The sequence below is a fragment of the Shewanella submarina genome, from assembly GCF_042646185.1.
Classification (GTDB): domain Bacteria; phylum Pseudomonadota; class Gammaproteobacteria; order Enterobacterales; family Shewanellaceae; genus Shewanella; species Shewanella corallii.
The window spans coordinates 1,145,643-1,164,837 of record NZ_JBHRTD010000018.1 but is presented as its reverse complement, the minus strand read 5'-3'; the positions used below and the strand labels follow the sequence as shown (position 1 = coordinate 1,164,837).

Here is a 19,195-nt window from a genome sequence, read left to right as displayed (position 1 = left end):
CCCCAATAGAACAGGGGCCCCAAAATATAGTTAAGCAGATGTCAACTCAACTACAGTTTTCTTGTCCATAGGCAAGGGCTCGCTTGACTGAGCTTGTATTCCCTTTTCCCGCCAGACCAAGTCACATATGCCATCAGTCGGAGAGAAGCCTGTTGGTGCTTCCAGGAGCAGAGCTCTTATAGACTCATGATCAAAAGCATGACAAGCGAGATCCAATTTACCCAGAAGAGAATGAAGCTTATCCCAGGGCAAATGTGTTTCGTTAGCTGTCATAATCCGCTCATGCTCAGTTCCCATCACATCATCACCAATAAGCAACTCTTCGTACAATTTCTCTCCCGGCCTCAGACCCGAATAACAGATCTCAATATCTCCATCTGGATTGTGTTCGTCTCTTATGTCGAATCCACTCAGCCGGATCATTTTACGGGCAAGGTCCACAATCTTTACGGATTGCCCCATATCCAAAACGAACACGTCTCCGCCTTTGCCCATAGCGCCGGCCTGAATGACCAATTGAGATGCTTCAGGAATAGTCATGAAGAAACGCGTAATCTCCGGATGAGTTACGGTAACCGGACCACCATTAGCGATCTGCTTTCTGAATAGGGGGACAACGGAACCACTGGACCCTAGAACGTTGCCAAACCGTACCATACAAAAACGTGTAGTGTTTTGCGTTTCAGCTAAAGCCTGGAGCACAAGTTCAGCCATTCGCTTGGTTGTCCCCATAACGTTGGTCGGACGAACCGCCTTATCTGTAGATATCAAGACGAAAGTTTCCACTCCCGCAGATATAGCAGCTCTGGCGGTAAATAATGTGCCAAACACATTATTACGAACTCCTTCTACGACGTTATGCTCTACCAAAGGTACATGTTTGTATGCTGCCGCGTGATAGACAGTGTTAACTCCGAAGGCGTCCATCACCGCCTGAAGCCTGTTTTCTTTTTGTACAGACCCCATTAAAGGCAAGATTTCAACATCCAAATTCAGCTCAGCCTTGCGAGCCTGTAACTCTCTTTCTATGGCATACAATCCATACTCAGACAGCTCAAACAAAACTAATTTACTGGGCTCTTGTCTGAGGATTTGTCTGCAAAGCTCAGAGCCTATTGAACCGCCTGCGCCAGTAACCATGACCACTTTGCCGGCAATGTCAGCAGCCATAAGATCAGGTCTTGGCTCTACTGCATCCCGTCCTAGAAGATCCTCAATCTCCACTTCTTTAACGTCGCTGAACAACTTATCGCCACTCACTAAATCGGACATAGCGGGAAGCGTCATGACTTTAACTGACAAGGGTTCAAGACTTTGCAATATATGCTGTCTCCTTGCTCTACTGGCACTTGGCAAAGCCAACAACACCCTTGAAGCATGCTTCTGGGCGATCAGTTTCCTGATTATAGATGGGGAATGGATGTGCAACCCCTGTATTACCGTCCCATGCAAAGATTCATCATCATCAACAAAAGCGACGGGATGATATTCATGACTCTGAGCAAGAGCCATGGCCGTTTGCCGCCCACTGACTCCGGCCCCATAAATAATGACAGGCTCGCCACGGCGATTAATACCCCGCCCGACCATTGACCTCATTAAAGCGCGAGAGCCGCCAACCATCACGATTGCAAAAGCAGCGTAAATCAACGGAACTGTACGAGGAAGCTCGGCATCTAAAAAGTATGCAAAGAACACAAGGGAAAGAGTACTGACTAAAACCCCCCCGACAATAGCTGATAAAGCTTGAGTGCCTAGGTATCTGAGCACGGCTCGATAAAGACCCAACTTTACAAATGCGACAAGACTAATGGGGATAACCGTTGCCAACAGCAACCAGTAATGGCCTTGAAGCAAGACCTCTGCGCTATCGACCCTAACCATCAGAGCTAGCCAAAAGGCCAGAGCAATAAAGGTTGTATCGAACAGAACGCTAACCAGTCGTTTGTTTGACCGTTTCATCGAAAAAAGAAACTGAAATAAATCCATTTCTAATACCTTTTGGTAAATCAAAAGTCAGGACTTAACCCGATCCCCTTGTCCACTTCCTGAGACTGTCATCAGAATATACTTAAAGTAATTTGACAGTGACATAGAAGAGATCATTTTAGCATCTGTTTGTGCTAATAGCTCAGGGGTAGACATGTCAATATCGGAGACTTGAGCCAGACCGGTAATGCCAGGCCTAACATTGTAGACACCAAACGTTTGTCGCTCAGCGATCAACTCTTCCTGATTGAAAAGATTTGGTCTTGGGCCTACAAGGCTCATCTCACCTTTAAGGACATTAATCAACTGGGGTAACTCATCCAGTTTGGTTTTGCGCAAAAAAGCTCCCAATTTAGTGATTGAATTGCTGCTGGCAAGATGGCTGGCAACAGACTGTGTATCCAAAGCCATTGTACGAAACTTAATCAACTTAAAGGGCTTCAAATGACGACCAACACGTTCTTGGATGAACACAGGAGAACCAGTATCAAAAAAACCAACCAAGATGATAATAAGAAATACAGGCCAAAGCAGAAGAAGCCCAAAGAATGCAGCTAAAAAATCCAAAAAACGAATCATAAAGTTAACTACCTTTACTTTTTAGAAAAGTCATTGCCTTCGCCATTGTATATGGCGCTGACCAATTCAAAACTATTTCGGCATCAGACGAGTTAACAGCCAAACTCCCTGTTAACTGGTTTATCACCGAAGATCTTCCCGTCACACGACCGAGCATATCAAACAGGAACTGAGGAACAGGAATTTGTACAACCTTCCGGTCAAGTCCTTTAGCTATCGCATTCGTAAACTGCTTAATTGACACCGGGCGACCATCTGAAGCTAAAAATATATGACCAGGGGCATTTTTGTGAGTTGAGCATGTTATCAACAGGTCTGCCAAATTCTGTACGGCAATAAAGTCTCTGCGATTATGGATCGAAGCAAATGGCAAGACAGGAAGACGCTTAACAAGTTTTGTTAAGAGACCAAAATTACCGGGAGCATCTGGTCCGTATACCAGAGTAGGTCGGACTATGATCAGTTCGAATCCCATAGATTCGGATAGGTTCTGCAGACCTAACTCTGCCTCATGCTTTGACCGGGTGTAGGCATTAAAGGGCGATGCCCGATCATAGGGAGTAAAAGGAGCTTCTACCGTTTGCTGCCCGTTTACCCCAATCGAGCTTACAAATACAAAACGTTTCACGCCCGCAAGCACGGCTTGTTCAGCTAAATGCAATGTGCCATCGACGTTAATTCTACGGACGTAATCTTCATCACTGCTGGCGTTATGGGCAATGCCTGCCAAATGAACGATACACTCCACATCCTTTGGAATCAGTCGAGACCAATTAACGGAACTATCAAGTTCTGGGACAACTATAAATGAACCTTCAGCCTCCCGGGGCTGATGACGGGTGACCCTATAGCAATTTCCTGCGATTTGACACAAATGTCTGCCGACAAACCCTGTAGCGCCGGTGACCATCAATCTCGACATTGATTGCTCCTTCCGACAGTACTACACAATACTGCCATAAAAAACAAAACCTTATCTTTTTTATTGCGGCGACATTGGTTCGCAAGAGACAAAAGCTTGGCCGAAGAGCGAAAAGAACCACACTGTATGAGCTGTATAGGCTTAAGCCTATCTATGCCCAGGACGCTTGCTTGCTTAATAACCTTATCGAATGCATCGCCACTCATGACGCTATTAATGCGTTTTAACAAAGAGTCGAGACCCGAGTTGGCCCCGACTGAATTAGCACTGTGTTGCCGGTACTGCATGTAGCTTTTGGAATCGATAATCCAGCTATAACCGCGCGCCCTGGCAAACGCATAGCAAAACCAATCATGCAGCCAAATATCTGTAATTTTCTCGCCAATATTATTCAGAAACTGTTTGATATCCAAAGCAAGTCGCCGAGTCATCACAAAAGTACAACCAGGACCGGCGGATTCAAACAAAAAATCAAACTGTGACTGAGGAGAGGATTTTACAATCATTTTCTCTCTGCCATCTTCCCAAAACGCTGTCACATTCGAGGAATAACCATCATAACCTCGAGAATTAAGCATTGTTACTGCTGAAGACAACTTATCCTTCAACCATATATCGTCTTGGTCGGCAAAGGCTACGTAGTCGTATCCAGAAAAGTCAACTTCCTTTATCAGCCTAAAAAAGTTTTGCCCTGCACTGCCATAGGTTTCTCCATAACTCAGCAGCTTGATATTCTCATGGCGTTCAGCCAAATCTAACAATAATTGATAGGATTCATCAGTCGACTTGTCCAAGCTAATATAAATATCGCATTGAACTTCTACCTGACCTAATATCGTACGTAATTGTTCTAAAAGATAATCCTTCCCATTATAGGCAGCTAACAGGACAGCAATTCGTCGGGGACATTCTTTCATTACACACATCATTCATTACCTTACTACATCACTTTTCCGCTACTTGACGAATTAATCTCACCCTAACTTCATCTGAAATTCTGGATAAAAGTCTATCTACTACTACAGACAGACCCAGGGATACGGCTAAAGATATCACACTAAAAAATACAAGAAATGGCAGTTCAAAACCATATAAATTATCAAAAACTTTCCCGAACAACGATAATACTGGCTGATGCAGCAGATATAGGGTGTAAGAGGCATTCCCTAAGAACACGAAAATTCTCAACTTAAAAAACTTTCTAGCAGCGTCTTTATGTTCGAGTAGTAACAAAGCGCCAACTATTAATATTGCAACTATCATATGTTGCGTATACGAACCAAATGTAAACAATAAAACACACAACATAAAAAGGTATAAATACCTAACCGAATAGGATGTTGAGCTTTTAAAGTAGAACATTCCTAAAAGCATTCCAGCTAAAAACTCTAAAATAATGGGTTTAGACCAAAAGATAAGAGGGGTTGAATCAAATACACTAAAGTGACCGCCAACGACAAGGCCACTAAAAATTATGAATACGCCTAATGTAAAATACTTTCTTAAAATTAGAATTGCCAACGCCAAAACAGCATAAAACAGCATCTCATAGTTCAACGTCCATCCTACCCCTAAAACTGGATAGACACCATCTACCGTCTTGTAAGGAATAAATGCCAAACTAGTTAACAAGTCCTTATAATCTAATTCTCGAGGGTTATTAAGGATATAGACGTATCCAACATAAATTACGAATGTTACAAGAAAATACTGAGGAATAATCCTAATAAACCTTGCTTTTAAAAATTTAACGACGAACTTAGAGTCGAAGACTTGAACCTTTGACAATACCGCAATCATTATAAAACCACTGATTACGAAAAAAATGTCTACACCAATGTGAAAAAACTCAAACCAAGGATGCGTAATATCAGCATATATTCGAACTATATGATAAACGTGGTAAAAGAAAACGAATAACGCTGCCACCCCTCTTAAAAAGTGTATGCTATATATCAAAGCTTAACTTTCCTCATCAGAAAAATTGGGGATATATAAAAGATAAGTATAAAACAATACAAACCAATATTAACAGGAATCCCTTCCCTTACAATAAGTCTAGAAAAAACGATAAAAAGAGTAATCAACAAAACAGCATCTATGTTTTTTACTTTATATACTTGCCGGTACAAAATAAACATGAATGATGTTAGTAGTGTTATAGACGCTATGAGTCCATAGAAACCAAAGTATAAAGATTCAATCAGGAAGTTCGATCCTAAACCATAACCACGAGCAACATCTCTTGCTATAAACGTACCTGGCAGTATATAAGTATTCGATATTGACTCTCTCAACGGCTGAACAATGCCAAATAAAAGACTACCAATATATGTTAGAAAACTACCATTCCCAACATAATCAACATCTGTTATATAGAGGGGCAATGTAATATATGTTTCCCTAAATTCACCAATAGCTGAGATATACCAAGGTACGTTTTGAACGACATTGTCACTGCGTACAACTCCAATAGCCAGCATAATCATAAATAAAGCCAACAGTTGAGTTAGGTAGAGCTTCTTGTGTCTAATTATAAAACATATCAGTATAGGAACAAGGCAAATGAACGCAGTTGTTCTACTACCATGCAGTATATCTAGCAAAACGATTAAAATATTAGGGATAAAAACCCAAAAGCGATACTTATCAAAATACAGATATATTGATACTGGTATCAATAGATACGCAATATTTTTTAGTTTATAGGGATCCTTTGCCGCATCCGCATCATATAAGAAAGCGTTAGAAAATACACCTTCAGATAATTTTAATTTAAACAACCAAAAGATATAACTAACAATAACTAACCAGACACCCCATATTAAGACAGGTGAATGGCTATCTTTTTCTAAGATTATAGCACCGATATGTTTTGAGCTAAATAAGCATAATAAAAAAGAAAAATATACCGTAACCAATAGCGTTAACAATCTTGAATACAGTATGTCTGCACTAAACAGTCCCCAATTATAATAATTACTTATCTGCTCTGAGAATAAAGACGGAATGGCAAAATAAAAAAGTATCAATAATACAACCCAGGAAAATGGGTTTAGAACAATTAAATAACCCGATTTCACATAATCGAGACATAAAGCTAGAAGACAAATAGTAAGGGCTAACAGTGAAATCCACATATCAAATAATTACTTTTACGATGGCTTTCCTAATCACTTTGTATATAGATAACAACAAAAAAGATAGCTTAGGAACGCGATAGTTGATCAGTAACAAATCCAATTTATGGCTTTTCAAAAACCATCGTAATTTGCCTTCATATAGTTCACTATTGATTAAATTTGACTTTGCGACTTCGAGCGCAACCACCAACCTTGCATTTACACTCTTACGACTCAGATTACCAGTGTGAACTCGATAGTTAGCGACAGCTTGTGGTATAAATACCAGTAAATCATGGGCTAATAACCTTAGATAGAAATCCCTATCCTCAATAGCAAGTTCTTCATTGTAACACCCAACTTTATCATATGCTTTCTTGCTAATAAGCAAGGTGGGTCCCACAACAGCCCAACGTAATACTAATTCATCGACAATATTCTTTTGCAGTCTAAACATATTTGAATGATATAGAGATATCATCGCACTATCCGACACAACCGAAGAATGTTGATCTATTACTGTGGCATCACCAATACAGGCAAGCTTATCAGGATAAGCCGTCAAGCATTCTAATCGGGATGATATACTAGTTGAAGTTAAGCTATCATCGCTCGCGCATATTGTAATATATTCACCTCGGGCAAGGCTCACCAAGGTGTTTAACGTTTTACACACCCCTTGGTTTTCCTGACTAATATATTTACTTTTAATATCAGGGTGTTTAGCCAGCCACTCTTTAATCTTAGCATCTGAATTATCTGTTGAACCATCATTACAAATCAGGACTTCTATATTTTTATAGTCTTGCAAAATAACGGAGTCTAAACACTCAACAATATAATTTTCATGATTATAAACTGGAACCACTATGCTTATTAAAGGATTAACATTCATCCAAAATATCCCTGATACTATTTATAAGGCTTGTTTTATAGTTGTCCAGAGAATATCTCTCCAAACTATCAGCCTGAATAGCTAATGCCCTGCTTTTTAATAACTCAGATTCAAGCTTATCTACTTCATGTAAAACCTGAGTAATACTTAATTTTGAAAGTTCTATTTTAAATCCATTGTCTCCAATATCGAAACCACATTCCTTAGTAACAATTGGCAGCATGGCCCCATTAGCGACACAGGTAATAACCGCAGTTGCTAGCCCCTCAGAACAGGAAGGCAATAGGACAAACCCACAATCAAGACAAAGTGCCTTAAATTCTTCCGAAAATACATTGACAAAACCGTGTACAACTACGTTTTCGGGCAAACTAATAGCATCCAGTAGTTCTTTTTCCGCTTCGGTATAACCACAGATATGGAGTGTCCAACTGGGGTTTTCTCTAAACGCTTCAACGGCCAAGTCCAACCCTTTATGGAGGAGACCGTAGCTACCAAACCATAGGGCTGAGCGGCGACATGTGTCAAAGTCTTTTGATTGCCCAATGGTTAATGCATCTTCTCTGGCGTGAAAGCTGGGATCAAGACTATATACGCTTGACGCGCCCTGCTCCTTAAATGTGCTTCTTGTGACGTCGTTACCTATACATATAACTGCATCAGCCAATGACGCCGCTACTCCCCAACGGTAATCGTTGGTTCTTAATGAACCTGTTGCCAAAAACGCCTTTTGTCGATAAAAATCGATCAATCTGGATATTGATTGCTGAGAACAATGGAACGGATGGGAACCTGTACCATAATAAATCTTTAGCGCGTTTGTCTCAGACTGTAAAGCTTGATATAACGGTAGTCCTTCACCAAAAATAACGTCATAAGATGATAAATCAACTTTGGTAAACCTATTGTTGTTTACCACATCGACTTTATACCCCAAACTATGAAAAACTTCAGCTATTACCAGTGACTCGCTGTAATTAGAGTGTTTAACATAGTTGCCTTTCCTGAAGTGATAGGTACTATAGCTAAACAGTACCTTCTTATCATAAACAGAACTAAATATGTTAATCAAATCTCTCTGAAATATTGACTCATAGATATTAAGTAAGAGAGTGGACTTTTTAACCTTAATCTTTAGCTTATTTAATATAGACACGTTCTACTCATTAGTCACATTGAAATGGCATATCAAAAATAAAGATTTCAATATTATTTTTTGGCATTGAGCGCTGAATCAAAGAATGACTTTGTCTTTTTAATCTCAGCTGAACGAATATTATTTACCGCCACAAAATCGATCTCTCGATTGACCAACTCCTCAGTAACATCCTCTATTTCAAATACCAATCTGTCTTTAAGCTGAAAAAGTTCTAGAATTGATGTGAATCGCGCCAATCCCCTACCTTTATTTGCTATCGCAATAAAAGGCTTATTAAAAATAATGGAAAATGCGACTCCATGGAATGAATCTGTTACTACGAATTTAGCGTCCATAAATCCCCGTAGCCAAGCCGTAACAGGAGGAAATATGCCTGTAACCGCATCCTGCATGACAGTAAATGGAGAAAGACCTTTGATTGAAGCAACCTTCTTTATCATATCCTGCTTTATTGGATTCTTATCAAGCACGTATACCATCATATTGCCATCAGAAACAGCAATTTGGTCATTTTCAACCAAGGCAGCATAATCGGATGTGTCCAACAATAACGTTGGATCGACCACATGAATAGCATCAGCTGAAAAAGACTCTCTACATATGTCTACGGCAGATGACTCTCTAACTCCGATTGCATCAAATTGACTCAAGCACCGTGAGTAATTTGATAAATCTTGCTGTGTATATTCATTACAATTATCAACCCCGAAAGATGCGGCATAGGCTATACGTCTTACATCATAGCCTTTAACAAAGTCCAAAAAGAAGGCTGGTAGACCTGGAGAATAAATGGGTCTCCATACTTGGTCGCTGCCCACGACGTACGCATCGAACCCATAATTTTTGATATAATCAAATTCCGATAATGATCTGATAGTCTGCGTCGTCTTTATATTCTCTGCACAGAATCGTGCAGTATGTTTTGCAATCTCTCTTTGCTTGGACTTTGACATGGCAAAGACGTTAGCAACCGGTCTTCTTAACACATACTTACATATAAGGTTGTAGACAACTTCACGAGCTCTATCCCGCAATGATGGCTCGTCTCTATAAAAATCTACCGTCAAGACATCGTGACCATTGTCTTTTAGATATTTTTGTAGAGCAAACGCTTGCAATAGTCCACCATAATTATTAAAAAGTGGTTGAGTGAGAATGGCAATTTTCATTAATCTAATCCGTAAACAATACTTATACGTGTCTTCTTTTCAAGAATCTAACGACGGGCCTCAATACCCGAATGACTTCACTTTTCACAAATCGAAATAAGTCACCGTTTTTATGTTCGAACTTAAGGATCTTTATAAATAGCTTTGTAAAAAATAGGAAATACTTCCTTGAACCGACAGCGGAGGTGAATTCCATTTGACTATACTCTGATAGTTCCCACCGTCTTTTATACAAATCAAAGCGGTCTTCAGTATAGTGCTTTTGACAAAGCTCTATTCTCTTCTTCGGCTTCCAACCGTTTACAAATTTATTGCGTGCAATCACGCCACCACGACGGTGCCTGAAATTTCCCAGCTGACTATTAATCACATCCTGAGGACTTATCGCTTCAAAATAAATATCATTTTGAGATTCGAAGTGATTAAGTAACTCGCGGTTACGTATGATTACGACGTTCGTACCTCGCCAGTCAGAAGTATACTTAGGAAGCCATGCGTCACCGAAAACAATATCGCATGTCTCACCCGATATATCATCGCAAAATTCACAAGCCTTTGGCTTAAACAACCCATAACCCCAGCTATTGGCGAAAAGTTCACTTATACGTCCATATTTAGTATTGTTACTTAAATCCGTAACTGACATAAAGTAGTCGTCAGATCTGAAATTCTCAGATTTAACTCTGAAGTCATAAGACCTGATATTATTTGGCTTAACGCCTAACTGCAATGCATTAAATTGATGAAAATACTCAGACTTATAGTGACCACAAAATATACCAACAACAAATTTGATATTAGTTAACATGCCATTTCGCTGCAATAACCTAATTGCTTTAGCAAAGCATGGAATTGCCGTGATCGCATAATTTGATCCTGTATCATTTGCAACAGCTTCTATAATTTCATTTAAGGATACAGGATAGTACTTCGACTTACGCCCTTCCTCCAATGAACTTACCGATTCTGAGATAGAAAATTCGTATAGCCTGTCAGAAGACTTGGATTCCTTTACATGTATTACTTTGTCTATCTCTCCTTTAAGTAACAATTGCTGTAAAATCCAAGTTGCCCCACCACCGGAGCTACTATCAGTGACTTTTTTGTCATCTAGCCTAAACGCATAAGTCCCTACAGCTCTTCCTATATTATCATCGTATGAGGAAACATCTTTGAATAACTCATCCGCTATCTCTGTCTCACTAGCAGCGCCTTCTGAGAACGGACAAATCATGTCCAAACGATTGTTATCTTCTCTTTCTATAGAATCCAGATTAACAACAGGTATTCCTTCAACCTTTTTAAATCTCAGTTCTTTCTCTACAAGTTTACATGCGCCACAACCTATGCAGTAGCCATTTTGAACAACGTTACGAAAACTCATAAATCTACACTCTATTGGTCGTTAGTTTACTTATACTAGTTGCGACTATTTTTTTCAGAAAACTTCGCTCGTCGCTGTCCAAACCCAAAAAGTAAACCGTGATAGCGATGAATAATATGGATGACGAAACGACTACAAAAAATTTCAAATTAGTTGTTAGCTCTAAAGAATTAACAATTATGGAAGGCAAACCCGCGACGACAACGATAGATATAACTTTCAGAATAACCAACTTGAAGAAAGAAATGACATCAAAGCTCATCACCCTGGTTAACAGAACTATTCTTGCTCCGAAAGCCAACACAGACAACATAATTGCGACCCAAGCAACAACATATGGAGCAGCACCAAAGGACAAAAAAGCATAAGAGATGGGAATATTAAGGAGCAATATTCCACCTACAATAACTTGATAAGCTTTGATTTTACCAGTAGCTTGAAAAGCTGTCATCAAGCCACTAGATAAGATCACTATTAAAGAATCAACCAATATAAGTTGACAAAAAATATTTGCATACTCAGGAACCACACCGAGCCATAAGTCTAATATGTAGTCAATCTGCAACATTAGTGGAAGACTTATTAAAAACATCAATATGAAAGAATATTTAGTCCCTTTGAAAACCAAATGTTGCATATAGGACAAATCTCCATTTGCATAAGATTTGACAATCTGGGGATTAATGGCTGTCATCAAGCTATTAATAAGTCCGGTTACAGCCATCTGAACTTGAAACGCAATTGCCCTTGAAGCATTAACCGTGACGCCGAAAAACACATTTAGGATTATGTTAATTCCTTGTACCGACATAACAGATGACAAGTTACCGAAAAGGTTCCACCCTGTGTATGAAATTAATGTATTAAATAATTTTTGATCCCAATAAAAGCTATATTTTGAACATGCAAATCTGGTTTTCACATAAGCCATATGGAATATCAATACAAGAAACGAAGAAATGCAGAGTAAAAAACCATAGGCCTCTAACTTGTCGGTCGCTAGAAACTGCAAAGAAATGGCTACCAAAAACTTTAATACTACATCGACAATCCCTAACGCAGCAAAAACCGTCATTTTTTCGTAAGCAATTATCAATGCATTATAAGGTACCTGAATGACGCTACAGCAAAATGAAAATACGGCACAATAAAATATAAATTTAGCGGCCTCTTGCTTGTCGGGTTCAACATTTAGAACTGAATCGACAAGATACAATCCAAATGTAAGCGCTACTACAATCCCTATCGATACAATAAGAATATGAATATTCAAACTAGTATTGAATATGTTTTTCAACTCAATCGAAGATTTCCCACAGTCGCCCAATGTATAAGAGAAAAATCTTTGGTTAGCTGAAGCCATAGCCCCGCTGAGAAAAGACATTATCGTTACGGTGCCGCCGACAACAGAGAATATTCCAAAATCTTCTATACCTAGAGATTGTAAAACTAGTCTCGAAGTATAAAGCGTTATTATCAGTGACAATATCATTCTGGCGTATAGAATGATTGAGTTCTTTAGAAGCCTTTTATTATTCTGGCTATTAAATTTTCTGGATGGCATTATCGTTACTTATTTTTTAACAACCTATTCACAGCGTCATTAAAAATCACGGATTGTGTTGTATTATTTTGCAATCAATATCATTAATAATAGTCTAACCACGTTTTGCAGGCATAATAATAGCCAATAAGACCATCAATTTTAGCTTGGTAAATCGTCGTCCCCGAAAATTGTCTAATAGTAATTTAATTGCTTTTTTCTTATGCCCTACTCTCGCATTGTTGAAGGCTCTTTCAAGATCATACTTCTCTATAAACAAGTCAATACTTTTTATATAACTGCTACCTTCTTTTCGTTTTTTTAGTCTGGTGATAAAAGGCAACTCTTCGACCACACGACGCTGGGAAGTCAAACTATTCTCGTCAGCCATCATGTTGTATTTCGAAAGAGCTTTCGGGATGTGGACCAAACTGCCATTTTCTGCGAGGTGAAACCATACTTCTTGGTCCTCACCTAGTGATTCGCCTTCTGGAAACCATTTGTGATGGTATTGAAAGTACTCCTTTCTTACGACAATTGATGAAGCACAGAAAAATGAATCAATCGCCCATAGGCTGTAAAAATCTTCTATCAGAAAAGGTGACTTTGCATATCTGTCAGGATTGAATGAGCGAAGTTTTTCTCGGCCTCTAACTTTAAAAAAACCTGTGCAGAAAGCATCAGCGTCAGGAAACTGTTCGATAGCCAAATTTATATTTTTTAAAAAACTAATTTCGTATTCATCATCAGCATCAAGAAACGCGACATATTGTCCTTCGGCTTTTTTAATTCCATAGTTTCTAGCAGAAGATACTCCACCATTTTCCTTTCTAAATAACTTAAGACGTTCGTCATTCAATCCTGAAATTGACTCTATAGAACCGTCCGTCGAACCATCGTCGACCACGATAATCTCAAAGTTAAGGTACGTCTGAGATAACACACTTTCTATAGTCTTACTGATAAGTCCTTTTTTATTATAAAGAGGAATTATGATGGAGAATCTAGGCGTCATAATCTTTACCACTGCTACGATTTGTAAAACTGCTTAATGCTGCTGATGATAAAGTCAACATCAATATCGGACATAGTAGGATCAATCGGTAACGACAAGACCTGTGAATGAATGCGTTCAGTGATTGGCAAATCGTAACCATCAAATTCACTAGCATATGCTTGCTGGGCATGCGGCGCGATAGGATAATGAATTAATGTTTGAACTCCTGAGTTCAGCAAGTGGTCTGCTAAATCTTGTCTACAATCAGTTTGAATTACAAATAGATGCCATACGTGTTCATTCTGATTATTTACAGTCGGTAGCTTAATCTGTTCAACAGTGGCTAGTCCAATGAGGTATTTAGCCGCAATTTGTTGTCTGCGAGCAGTTTCAGCATCCAAGTGCTTCAGTTTAACCCTCAGCATCGCTGCCTGAATCTCATCTAAACGTGAATTGACACCTTTGTATTGGTTCTCATATTTTCGGTGAGAACCGTAATTTCTCAGCGCCCTTATGACATTTGCTAATTCATTGTCATTGGTTACGATAGCTCCTGCGTCACCGAGTGCTCCAAGGTTCTTCCCTGGATAAAAACTGAACGCGCCAGCATGTGCCCAGCTTCCTACTTTCTTACCATCCATATTTGCGCCATGAGCCTGTGCGCAGTCTTCCAATACCAACAGTTCAAATTCCTGGGCTATCTCCATGATTTGAGGCATAGGGCAAATTAAGCCGTAAAGATGAACTGGTAGTATGGCCTTGGTTTTGTCGGTTATTGCCGCCCTAATATTTGTTGGTGAAATATTTAAAGTTTCTTCATCAGGCTCAACCAAAACGGGAGTTAACCCATTCTCAGAAATTGCAAGTATCGAGGCTATATACGTATTTGCAGGAACAATCACCTCATCACCAACGTTCAATTTACCCAGCTCTTTCCAGGCGCGTATAGTTAACACCAGAGCATCCAAACCATTTGCCACACCTATGGCATATTCAGTTCCACAATACTGAGCAAACTCTGATTCAAAAGCTTCTAATTCCGGACCCATTATATACCAGCCAGAATCGATGACTCTTGAACATGCGTCTTTTAACTCGTTACTGTATTGGCTATTTATGGATTTTAAACTCAGGAAGTTAATCATTTTATCTCTCTAAATACTTTATAATCTTAGCGGGATTACCGGCAACGACCGCATTCGGCGGCACATCTTTTGTTACGACAGCTCCTGCTCCCACCATACAATTATGTCCAAGCTTGATGCCTGGTAGTATTGTTGCATTTGCACCAATAGACACACCATCACAAACGATTGTGTTTAAAAACTGTTCTGGATAAACCTTTGACCTTGGAGTTTTATCATTAGTAAAGGTTGCTGAAGGACCAACGAAAACATTATTACCTATTGTTATACCGTCCCAGATATAAACCCCGGACTTAACCGTAACGTTATCCCCAATTAGAACATCATTCTCAATTAGCGTATGAGCGCATATATTACAGTTGCTTCCTATTTTAGCTCCCGCCAAAATTACTGAAAATTGCCAGACTCTAGTTCCTTGACCAATACTATCGGTTTGGACATCACTTAGTGGATGGATCATTTGCTTCGCACTCTTTCAAAAAATCTTCATAGTTACGAATGTAGTCACTTTCATCATATTTTTCACTAGCGACTACCATCAATACACAATCTTCACTAAAGTCATGCATTTCTCTCCACAAACACGAATCGATCAACAATCCTTCATTTGGTGACTTAAGCCATACATCTTCTCTAGCCGTTCCATCATCCAGTACAAAGCGGCAACTACCCTTAATAGCAATAGCTACCTGCTTTAAGTTTTTATGCGCATGTAGACCACGAATCACATTTTTTTTTGTATCGAAAATATAATAAATTCGCCTAACTTCAAATGGGATATTATTATTTTGCTCGAGAGCAATTAAACTACCACGTTCATCGCCAAGAGCATTGAACTTTAACATTTTAACTATTGACATCAGCGCACCATTTAAATTGTCGGAGCATCGCATAAACTAATCGCATTGTTATCTTTCAAAGATAGCTGCGGGGTTTCGGATAGAGGCCATTCGATGGCTATAGCAGGGTCATCCCATCGAATCGAAATCTCTGATCCGCTGTTATAGTAATCAGTGCACTTGTATACAAACTCTGCCTCTTCGCTCGTAACATAAAACCCATGAGCAAAGCCTTCAGGTATCCACAGTTGACGCTTATTTTCAGCAGATAGGTAAACTCCAACCCACTTTCCGTATGTCTTAGAGTTTTGTCGAATATCCACTGCAACATCAAAGACCTCACCAGATACAACCCTCACCAGTTTTCCTTGGGTATGCTCTGTCTGGTAATGTAAACCACGCAAGATGCCTTTCTTAGATTTAGAGTGGTTATCCTGTACAAAATTGGTAGGGCGTCCGGAAACCAACTCTTCAAACTTCTGCTGTTGCCAGGTTTCCATAAAGAAACCTCGTTCATCACCAAACACTGTCGGCTCGATGATTTTCACATCAGGTATAGTCGTATCGATAACTTTCATACTTAATTCTCTAACTCACTGAATGCTATGACTTTGCTCAGTCCTAACTTCCAGTTACTCGGCTCAATACCAAAAACGACTTTGATTTTACTGCAGTCCAGCATTGAATTCGCTGGTCTGGATGCAGGTAATGGATAATCCACAGTCGCAATCTTTTTCAATGCTGGACTAGATCCCAAGCGACCACAATTGATAGCAGTGTTGAAAATTTCCTCGGCAAAATCGAACCAACTGCAGTGAGGAGCCCCCGAAAAGTGAACAATCTCTCGGCACGCCTTTTTGTCAGTCTGTATCTGGATCATCATACTAATCAATGCTGCAGCAATATCATCGGCATATGTTGGACCACCCAGTTGATCACCGACGATTCCCAGCTCCGGCTTTGTGGCCAGTTTCAACATCGTATTGACGAAATTATGTCCGTGCTCTTCAAAAACCCACGCGGTGCGAAGAATGACATGGCGACAACCCACCAACTGGATCTGCTTTTCTCCGGCCAGTTTGCTTTGACCGTAAACGGTTTGAGGGTTAGTCTCGTCGAGTTCCTGATAAGGCTCAGCTTTAACGCCGTCAAATACGTAATCTGTTGAAATATGTAGCAACAGCGCATTGTTTGTCTTGGCTGCCTTTGCAAGGTTTTCTGGGCCAGTGCAATTAATAGCGAAAGCCAAATCCTCTTCCTGCTCCGCTTTATCTACAGCGGTATACGCCGCAGCATTTATGATCACATCCGGGGCGATTTTCTCAAGCAATGCGCTTACCTGCTCGCCATCGACAATATTCAGAGCTGTTTTGTCCAATGCATAAAGCTCGATATCAGATCGCTCATTTAAGCGCTTAACCAAACATCGGCCTACCTGCCCCTGACAACCCGTAACGACTATTCTCATTGGTTAACGGCCTTTTGATTGTTCTGAAACCAATTTGCAGAGATATTGCCCGTAGTCATTTTTCATCATCGGCTTAGCAAGCTCTAGCATCTGCAAATCACTCAACCAACCGTTGCGCCACGCAATTTCTTCAAGACAAGCAACTTTAAGCCCCTGAACATTTTCTATGGTTTGCACAAAAGATGAAGCTTCATGCAAGCTTTCGTGGGTCCCGGTATCAAGCCAGGCAAACCCTCGTCCAAGTAGCTCTACATTCAGTGAACCATCTTCAAGGTAACGTTGATTAAGGCTCGTGATCTCTAGTTCGCCACGAGCAGAGGGTTCAACTTCTTTCGCCCACTCAACAACGCGATTGTCATAAAAATAGAGGCCCGTTACAGCGTAATCGGACTTTGGAGACTCGGGCTTTTCTTCAATCGATATTGCCTTCATATCTGCGTCAAACTCCACAACGCCAAAGCGTTGTGGATCTTTGACCTGGTACCCGAAAACTGTCGCTCCATGACCGCGACTTGCTGCCCGTTGTAACGTTTCGGTGAAGCTTTGGCCGTAGTATATGTTGTCTCCCAACACCAAGCAGACGTTATCATCACCGATGAAGTCTTCACCTATGATAAATGCCTGTGCTAAGCCATCAGGAGATGGTTGCACCCGATACTCCAATTGAATACCGTAATCTGAACCATCACCCAGTAAACGCTGGAAGTTTGGCTTGTCTTCGGGAGTTGTGATAATCAGAATTTCCCTTATTCCAGCGAGCATGAGTGTTGAAATAGGGTAATAAACCATAGGTTTATCATAAATAGGTAATAGTTGTTTGGAGGTCCCTCTGGTCAAAGGGTAAAGCCGGGTACCAGACCCACCTGCTAACACTATGCCTTTCATTCCTGCTCTCCTTCCCCAAGACGAGTCAATTGGTATTCTCCTGACATGACTCTTTCCCACCAGTTAGTGTTGTTGAGGTACCAAGCGACGGTTTTACGAATACCCGTTTCAAAGCTTTCTTCAGGTGTCCATCCAAGTTCGTTGGCTATTTTACGGGCATCAATGGCATACCTGACATCATGGCCAGGACGATCTTTCACAAACGTAATCAGGTCCTGATAGTGATCCACTCCTTTAGGTTTGGTCGGTGCCAATTCCTCTAACAGATCACAGATTGTTCGCACAACCTCAATGTTTCGTTTTTCATTGTGGCCGCCGATATTGTAGGTTTCACCAACTTTTCCTTCAGTCACAACCTTATAAAGTGCGCGCGCGTGGTCCTCAACGTACAACCAGTCTCGAATCTGATTACCGTCTCCGTATACTGGCAGCGATTTGCCATGAATCGCATTAAGAATTATGTGAGGAATGAGTTTTTCAGGGAAGTGGTAAGGGCCATAGTTGTTCGAGCAATTGGTGATTAAAATCGGCAGACCATAGGTTCTGCCCCAGGCTCGAACTAAGTGGTCTGAACCCGCTTTGGAAGCGGAATACGGGCTACTTGGTGCGTATGAGGTTGTTTCGGTAAACAGATCATCTGTCCCCTCTAAATCGCCATAAACCTCATCGGTAGAGATATGGTGGAACCTGAAACTAGCCTGCTTGTCTAACGGCAAAGCCTGCCAATATTTGCGGGCACATTCCAGAAGATTGAATGTACCCACCAAGTTGGTCTGGATAAAGGCAGCAGGCCCATCAATTGAGCGGTCAACATGAGATTCAGCGGCCAAGTGCATAACGGCATCTGGCTGATGTTCTACAAAGATGCGTTCGACTTCCTCGCTATCGCATATATCAACTTGCTCAAAGATATATCGCTCACTCAAAGATACTTTACCGATGGATTCTAAGTTTCCAGCATACGTGAGTTTATCGAGGTTTATTACAATATCGTTTGTATTTTCTATAATATGTCTTACAACTGCAGACCCGATAAAACCTGCACCACCTGTTACCAAAATTTTCATCATCAATCTCAAATATAAATAAATGGCTATTT

19 protein-coding genes are annotated in these 19,195 nt (G+C 40.3%); all 19 read right to left on the bottom strand.

Annotation, left to right across the window (positions count from 1 at the left end):
- Positions 1 to 30: 30 nt before the first annotated feature.
- Positions 31 to 1,989, bottom strand: coding sequence for a nucleoside-diphosphate sugar epimerase/dehydratase (locus ACFOE0_RS22295; RefSeq protein ID WP_248934722.1), 1,959 nt, complete (start codon positions 1,987 to 1,989; stop codon positions 31 to 33).
- Positions 1,990 to 2,016: 27 nt separating this feature from the next.
- Positions 2,017 to 2,568: a sugar transferase gene (locus tag ACFOE0_RS22290; protein ID WP_248934721.1), complete on the bottom strand. Its 552-nt coding sequence runs from the start codon at positions 2,566 to 2,568 to the stop codon at positions 2,017 to 2,019.
- 4 nt (positions 2,569 to 2,572) lie between these two features.
- Positions 2,573 to 3,490 carry an NAD-dependent epimerase/dehydratase family protein gene (locus tag ACFOE0_RS22285; protein ID WP_248934720.1) on the bottom strand — a complete coding sequence of 306 codons (918 nt, stop codon included), beginning with the start codon at positions 3,488 to 3,490 and terminating at the stop codon, positions 2,573 to 2,575.
- Entirely contained in the window at positions 3,478 to 4,407 is a 930-nt protein-coding gene (locus ACFOE0_RS22280) for a glycosyltransferase (RefSeq protein WP_248934719.1), read from the bottom strand. Before ACFOE0_RS22280 ends, ACFOE0_RS22285 begins: the two co-directional genes overlap by 13 nt.
- Positions 4,408 to 4,435: 28 nt before the next feature.
- Positions 4,436 to 5,449 carry an acyltransferase family protein gene (locus ACFOE0_RS22275; RefSeq protein ID WP_283106317.1) on the bottom strand — a complete coding sequence of 338 codons (1,014 nt, stop codon included), beginning with the start codon at positions 5,447 to 5,449 and terminating at the stop codon, positions 4,436 to 4,438.
- Positions 5,446 to 6,630, bottom strand: coding sequence for a hypothetical protein (locus ACFOE0_RS22270; protein WP_248934717.1), 1,185 nt, complete (start codon positions 6,628 to 6,630; stop codon positions 5,446 to 5,448). Before ACFOE0_RS22270 ends, ACFOE0_RS22275 begins: the two co-directional genes overlap by 4 nt.
- A 1-nt stretch (position 6,631) precedes the next feature.
- Entirely contained in the window at positions 6,632 to 7,507 is an 876-nt protein-coding gene (locus tag ACFOE0_RS22265) for a glycosyltransferase family 2 protein (RefSeq protein ID WP_248934716.1), read from the bottom strand.
- Complete coding sequence (locus ACFOE0_RS22260) at positions 7,497 to 8,663, bottom strand: glycosyltransferase (protein ID WP_248934715.1); 1,167 nt, start codon at positions 8,661 to 8,663, stop codon at positions 7,497 to 7,499. The genes ACFOE0_RS22265 and ACFOE0_RS22260 overlap by 11 nt, the downstream gene beginning before the upstream one ends.
- 53 nt (positions 8,664 to 8,716) lie before the next feature.
- Positions 8,717 to 9,835 carry a polysaccharide pyruvyl transferase family protein gene (locus ACFOE0_RS22255; protein WP_248934714.1) on the bottom strand — a complete coding sequence of 373 codons (1,119 nt, stop codon included), beginning with the start codon at positions 9,833 to 9,835 and terminating at the stop codon, positions 8,717 to 8,719.
- A gap of 22 nt (positions 9,836 to 9,857) precedes the next feature.
- Positions 9,858 to 11,219: a Coenzyme F420 hydrogenase/dehydrogenase, beta subunit C-terminal domain gene (locus ACFOE0_RS22250; protein WP_248934713.1), complete on the bottom strand. Its 1,362-nt coding sequence runs from the start codon at positions 11,217 to 11,219 to the stop codon at positions 9,858 to 9,860.
- Positions 11,220 to 11,223: 4 nt separating this feature from the next.
- Positions 11,224 to 12,705 (bottom strand): hypothetical protein, encoded by a 1,482-nt coding sequence (locus ACFOE0_RS22245; protein ID WP_248934712.1) that lies wholly within the window; start codon positions 12,703 to 12,705, stop codon positions 11,224 to 11,226.
- Between the two features lie 172 nt (positions 12,706 to 12,877).
- The gene (locus ACFOE0_RS22240; protein ID WP_248934711.1) at positions 12,878 to 13,777 is read right to left on the bottom strand and encodes a glycosyltransferase family 2 protein; all 900 of its coding nucleotides are present in this window, start codon (positions 13,775 to 13,777) and stop codon (positions 12,878 to 12,880) included.
- A gap of 14 nt (positions 13,778 to 13,791) precedes the next feature.
- Complete coding sequence (locus ACFOE0_RS22235; RefSeq protein ID WP_248934710.1) at positions 13,792 to 14,904, bottom strand: DegT/DnrJ/EryC1/StrS family aminotransferase; 1,113 nt, start codon at positions 14,902 to 14,904, stop codon at positions 13,792 to 13,794.
- A gap of 1 nt (position 14,905) precedes the next feature.
- Positions 14,906 to 15,364 carry an acyltransferase gene (locus ACFOE0_RS22230; RefSeq protein WP_248934709.1) on the bottom strand — a complete coding sequence of 153 codons (459 nt, stop codon included), beginning with the start codon at positions 15,362 to 15,364 and terminating at the stop codon, positions 14,906 to 14,908.
- Positions 15,345 to 15,764: a sugar 3,4-ketoisomerase gene (locus tag ACFOE0_RS22225; protein ID WP_248934708.1), complete on the bottom strand. Its 420-nt coding sequence runs from the start codon at positions 15,762 to 15,764 to the stop codon at positions 15,345 to 15,347. Before ACFOE0_RS22225 ends, ACFOE0_RS22230 begins: the two co-directional genes overlap by 20 nt.
- A gap of 11 nt (positions 15,765 to 15,775) precedes the next feature.
- On the bottom strand, positions 15,776 to 16,321 hold the full coding sequence (gene rfbC, locus ACFOE0_RS22220) for a dTDP-4-dehydrorhamnose 3,5-epimerase (protein WP_248934707.1): 546 nt from the start codon (positions 16,319 to 16,321) through the stop codon (positions 15,776 to 15,778).
- A 2-nt stretch (positions 16,322 to 16,323) separates the two neighbouring features.
- The gene (rfbD, locus tag ACFOE0_RS22215) at positions 16,324 to 17,211 is read right to left on the bottom strand and encodes a dTDP-4-dehydrorhamnose reductase (RefSeq protein WP_248934706.1); all 888 of its coding nucleotides are present in this window, start codon (positions 17,209 to 17,211) and stop codon (positions 16,324 to 16,326) included.
- Between the two features lie 3 nt (positions 17,212 to 17,214).
- Positions 17,215 to 18,096 carry a glucose-1-phosphate thymidylyltransferase RfbA gene (gene rfbA, locus ACFOE0_RS22210; RefSeq protein ID WP_248934705.1) on the bottom strand — a complete coding sequence of 294 codons (882 nt, stop codon included), beginning with the start codon at positions 18,094 to 18,096 and terminating at the stop codon, positions 17,215 to 17,217.
- Complete coding sequence (gene rfbB, locus ACFOE0_RS22205; protein WP_248934704.1) at positions 18,093 to 19,163, bottom strand: dTDP-glucose 4,6-dehydratase; 1,071 nt, start codon at positions 19,161 to 19,163, stop codon at positions 18,093 to 18,095. Before rfbB ends, rfbA begins: the two co-directional genes overlap by 4 nt.
- Positions 19,164 to 19,195: the final 32 nt, after the last annotated feature.

Excerpts from the sequence above, each read along its gene's own strand:
- ACFOE0_RS22295 (WP_248934722.1), bottom strand. The coding sequence starts at position 1,989 with ATGGATTTATTTCAGTTTCTTTTTTCGATGAAACGGTCAAACAAACGA.
- ACFOE0_RS22255 (WP_248934714.1), bottom strand. The coding sequence starts at position 9,835 with ATGAAAATTGCCATTCTCACTCAACCACTTTTTAATAATTATGGTGGA.
- ACFOE0_RS22265 (WP_248934716.1), bottom strand. The coding sequence starts at position 7,507 with ATGAATGTTAATCCTTTAATAAGCATAGTGGTTCCAGTTTATAATCAT.
- ACFOE0_RS22235 (WP_248934710.1), bottom strand. The coding sequence starts at position 14,904 with ATGATTAACTTCCTGAGTTTAAAATCCATAAATAGCCAATACAGTAAC.
- ACFOE0_RS22250 (WP_248934713.1), bottom strand. The coding sequence starts at position 11,219 with ATGAGTTTTCGTAACGTTGTTCAAAATGGCTACTGCATAGGTTGTGGC.
- ACFOE0_RS22230 (WP_248934709.1), bottom strand. The coding sequence starts at position 15,364 with ATGATCCATCCACTAAGTGATGTCCAAACCGATAGTATTGGTCAAGGA.
- ACFOE0_RS22240 (WP_248934711.1), bottom strand. The coding sequence starts at position 13,777 with ATGACGCCTAGATTCTCCATCATAATTCCTCTTTATAATAAAAAAGGA.
- rfbC (WP_248934707.1), bottom strand. The coding sequence starts at position 16,321 with ATGAAAGTTATCGATACGACTATACCTGATGTGAAAATCATCGAGCCG.
- ACFOE0_RS22270 (WP_248934717.1), bottom strand. The coding sequence starts at position 6,630 with ATGTGGATTTCACTGTTAGCCCTTACTATTTGTCTTCTAGCTTTATGT.
- ACFOE0_RS22290 (WP_248934721.1), bottom strand. The coding sequence starts at position 2,568 with ATGATTCGTTTTTTGGATTTTTTAGCTGCATTCTTTGGGCTTCTTCTG.
- rfbA (WP_248934705.1), bottom strand. The coding sequence starts at position 18,096 with ATGAAAGGCATAGTGTTAGCAGGTGGGTCTGGTACCCGGCTTTACCCT.
- rfbB (WP_248934704.1), bottom strand. The coding sequence starts at position 19,163 with ATGAAAATTTTGGTAACAGGTGGTGCAGGTTTTATCGGGTCTGCAGTT.
- ACFOE0_RS22280 (WP_248934719.1), bottom strand. The coding sequence starts at position 4,407 with ATGAAAGAATGTCCCCGACGAATTGCTGTCCTGTTAGCTGCCTATAAT.
- ACFOE0_RS22285 (WP_248934720.1), bottom strand. The coding sequence starts at position 3,490 with ATGTCGAGATTGATGGTCACCGGCGCTACAGGGTTTGTCGGCAGACAT.
- rfbD (WP_248934706.1), bottom strand. The coding sequence starts at position 17,211 with ATGAGAATAGTCGTTACGGGTTGTCAGGGGCAGGTAGGCCGATGTTTG.
- ACFOE0_RS22225 (WP_248934708.1), bottom strand. The coding sequence starts at position 15,764 with ATGTCAATAGTTAAAATGTTAAAGTTCAATGCTCTTGGCGATGAACGT.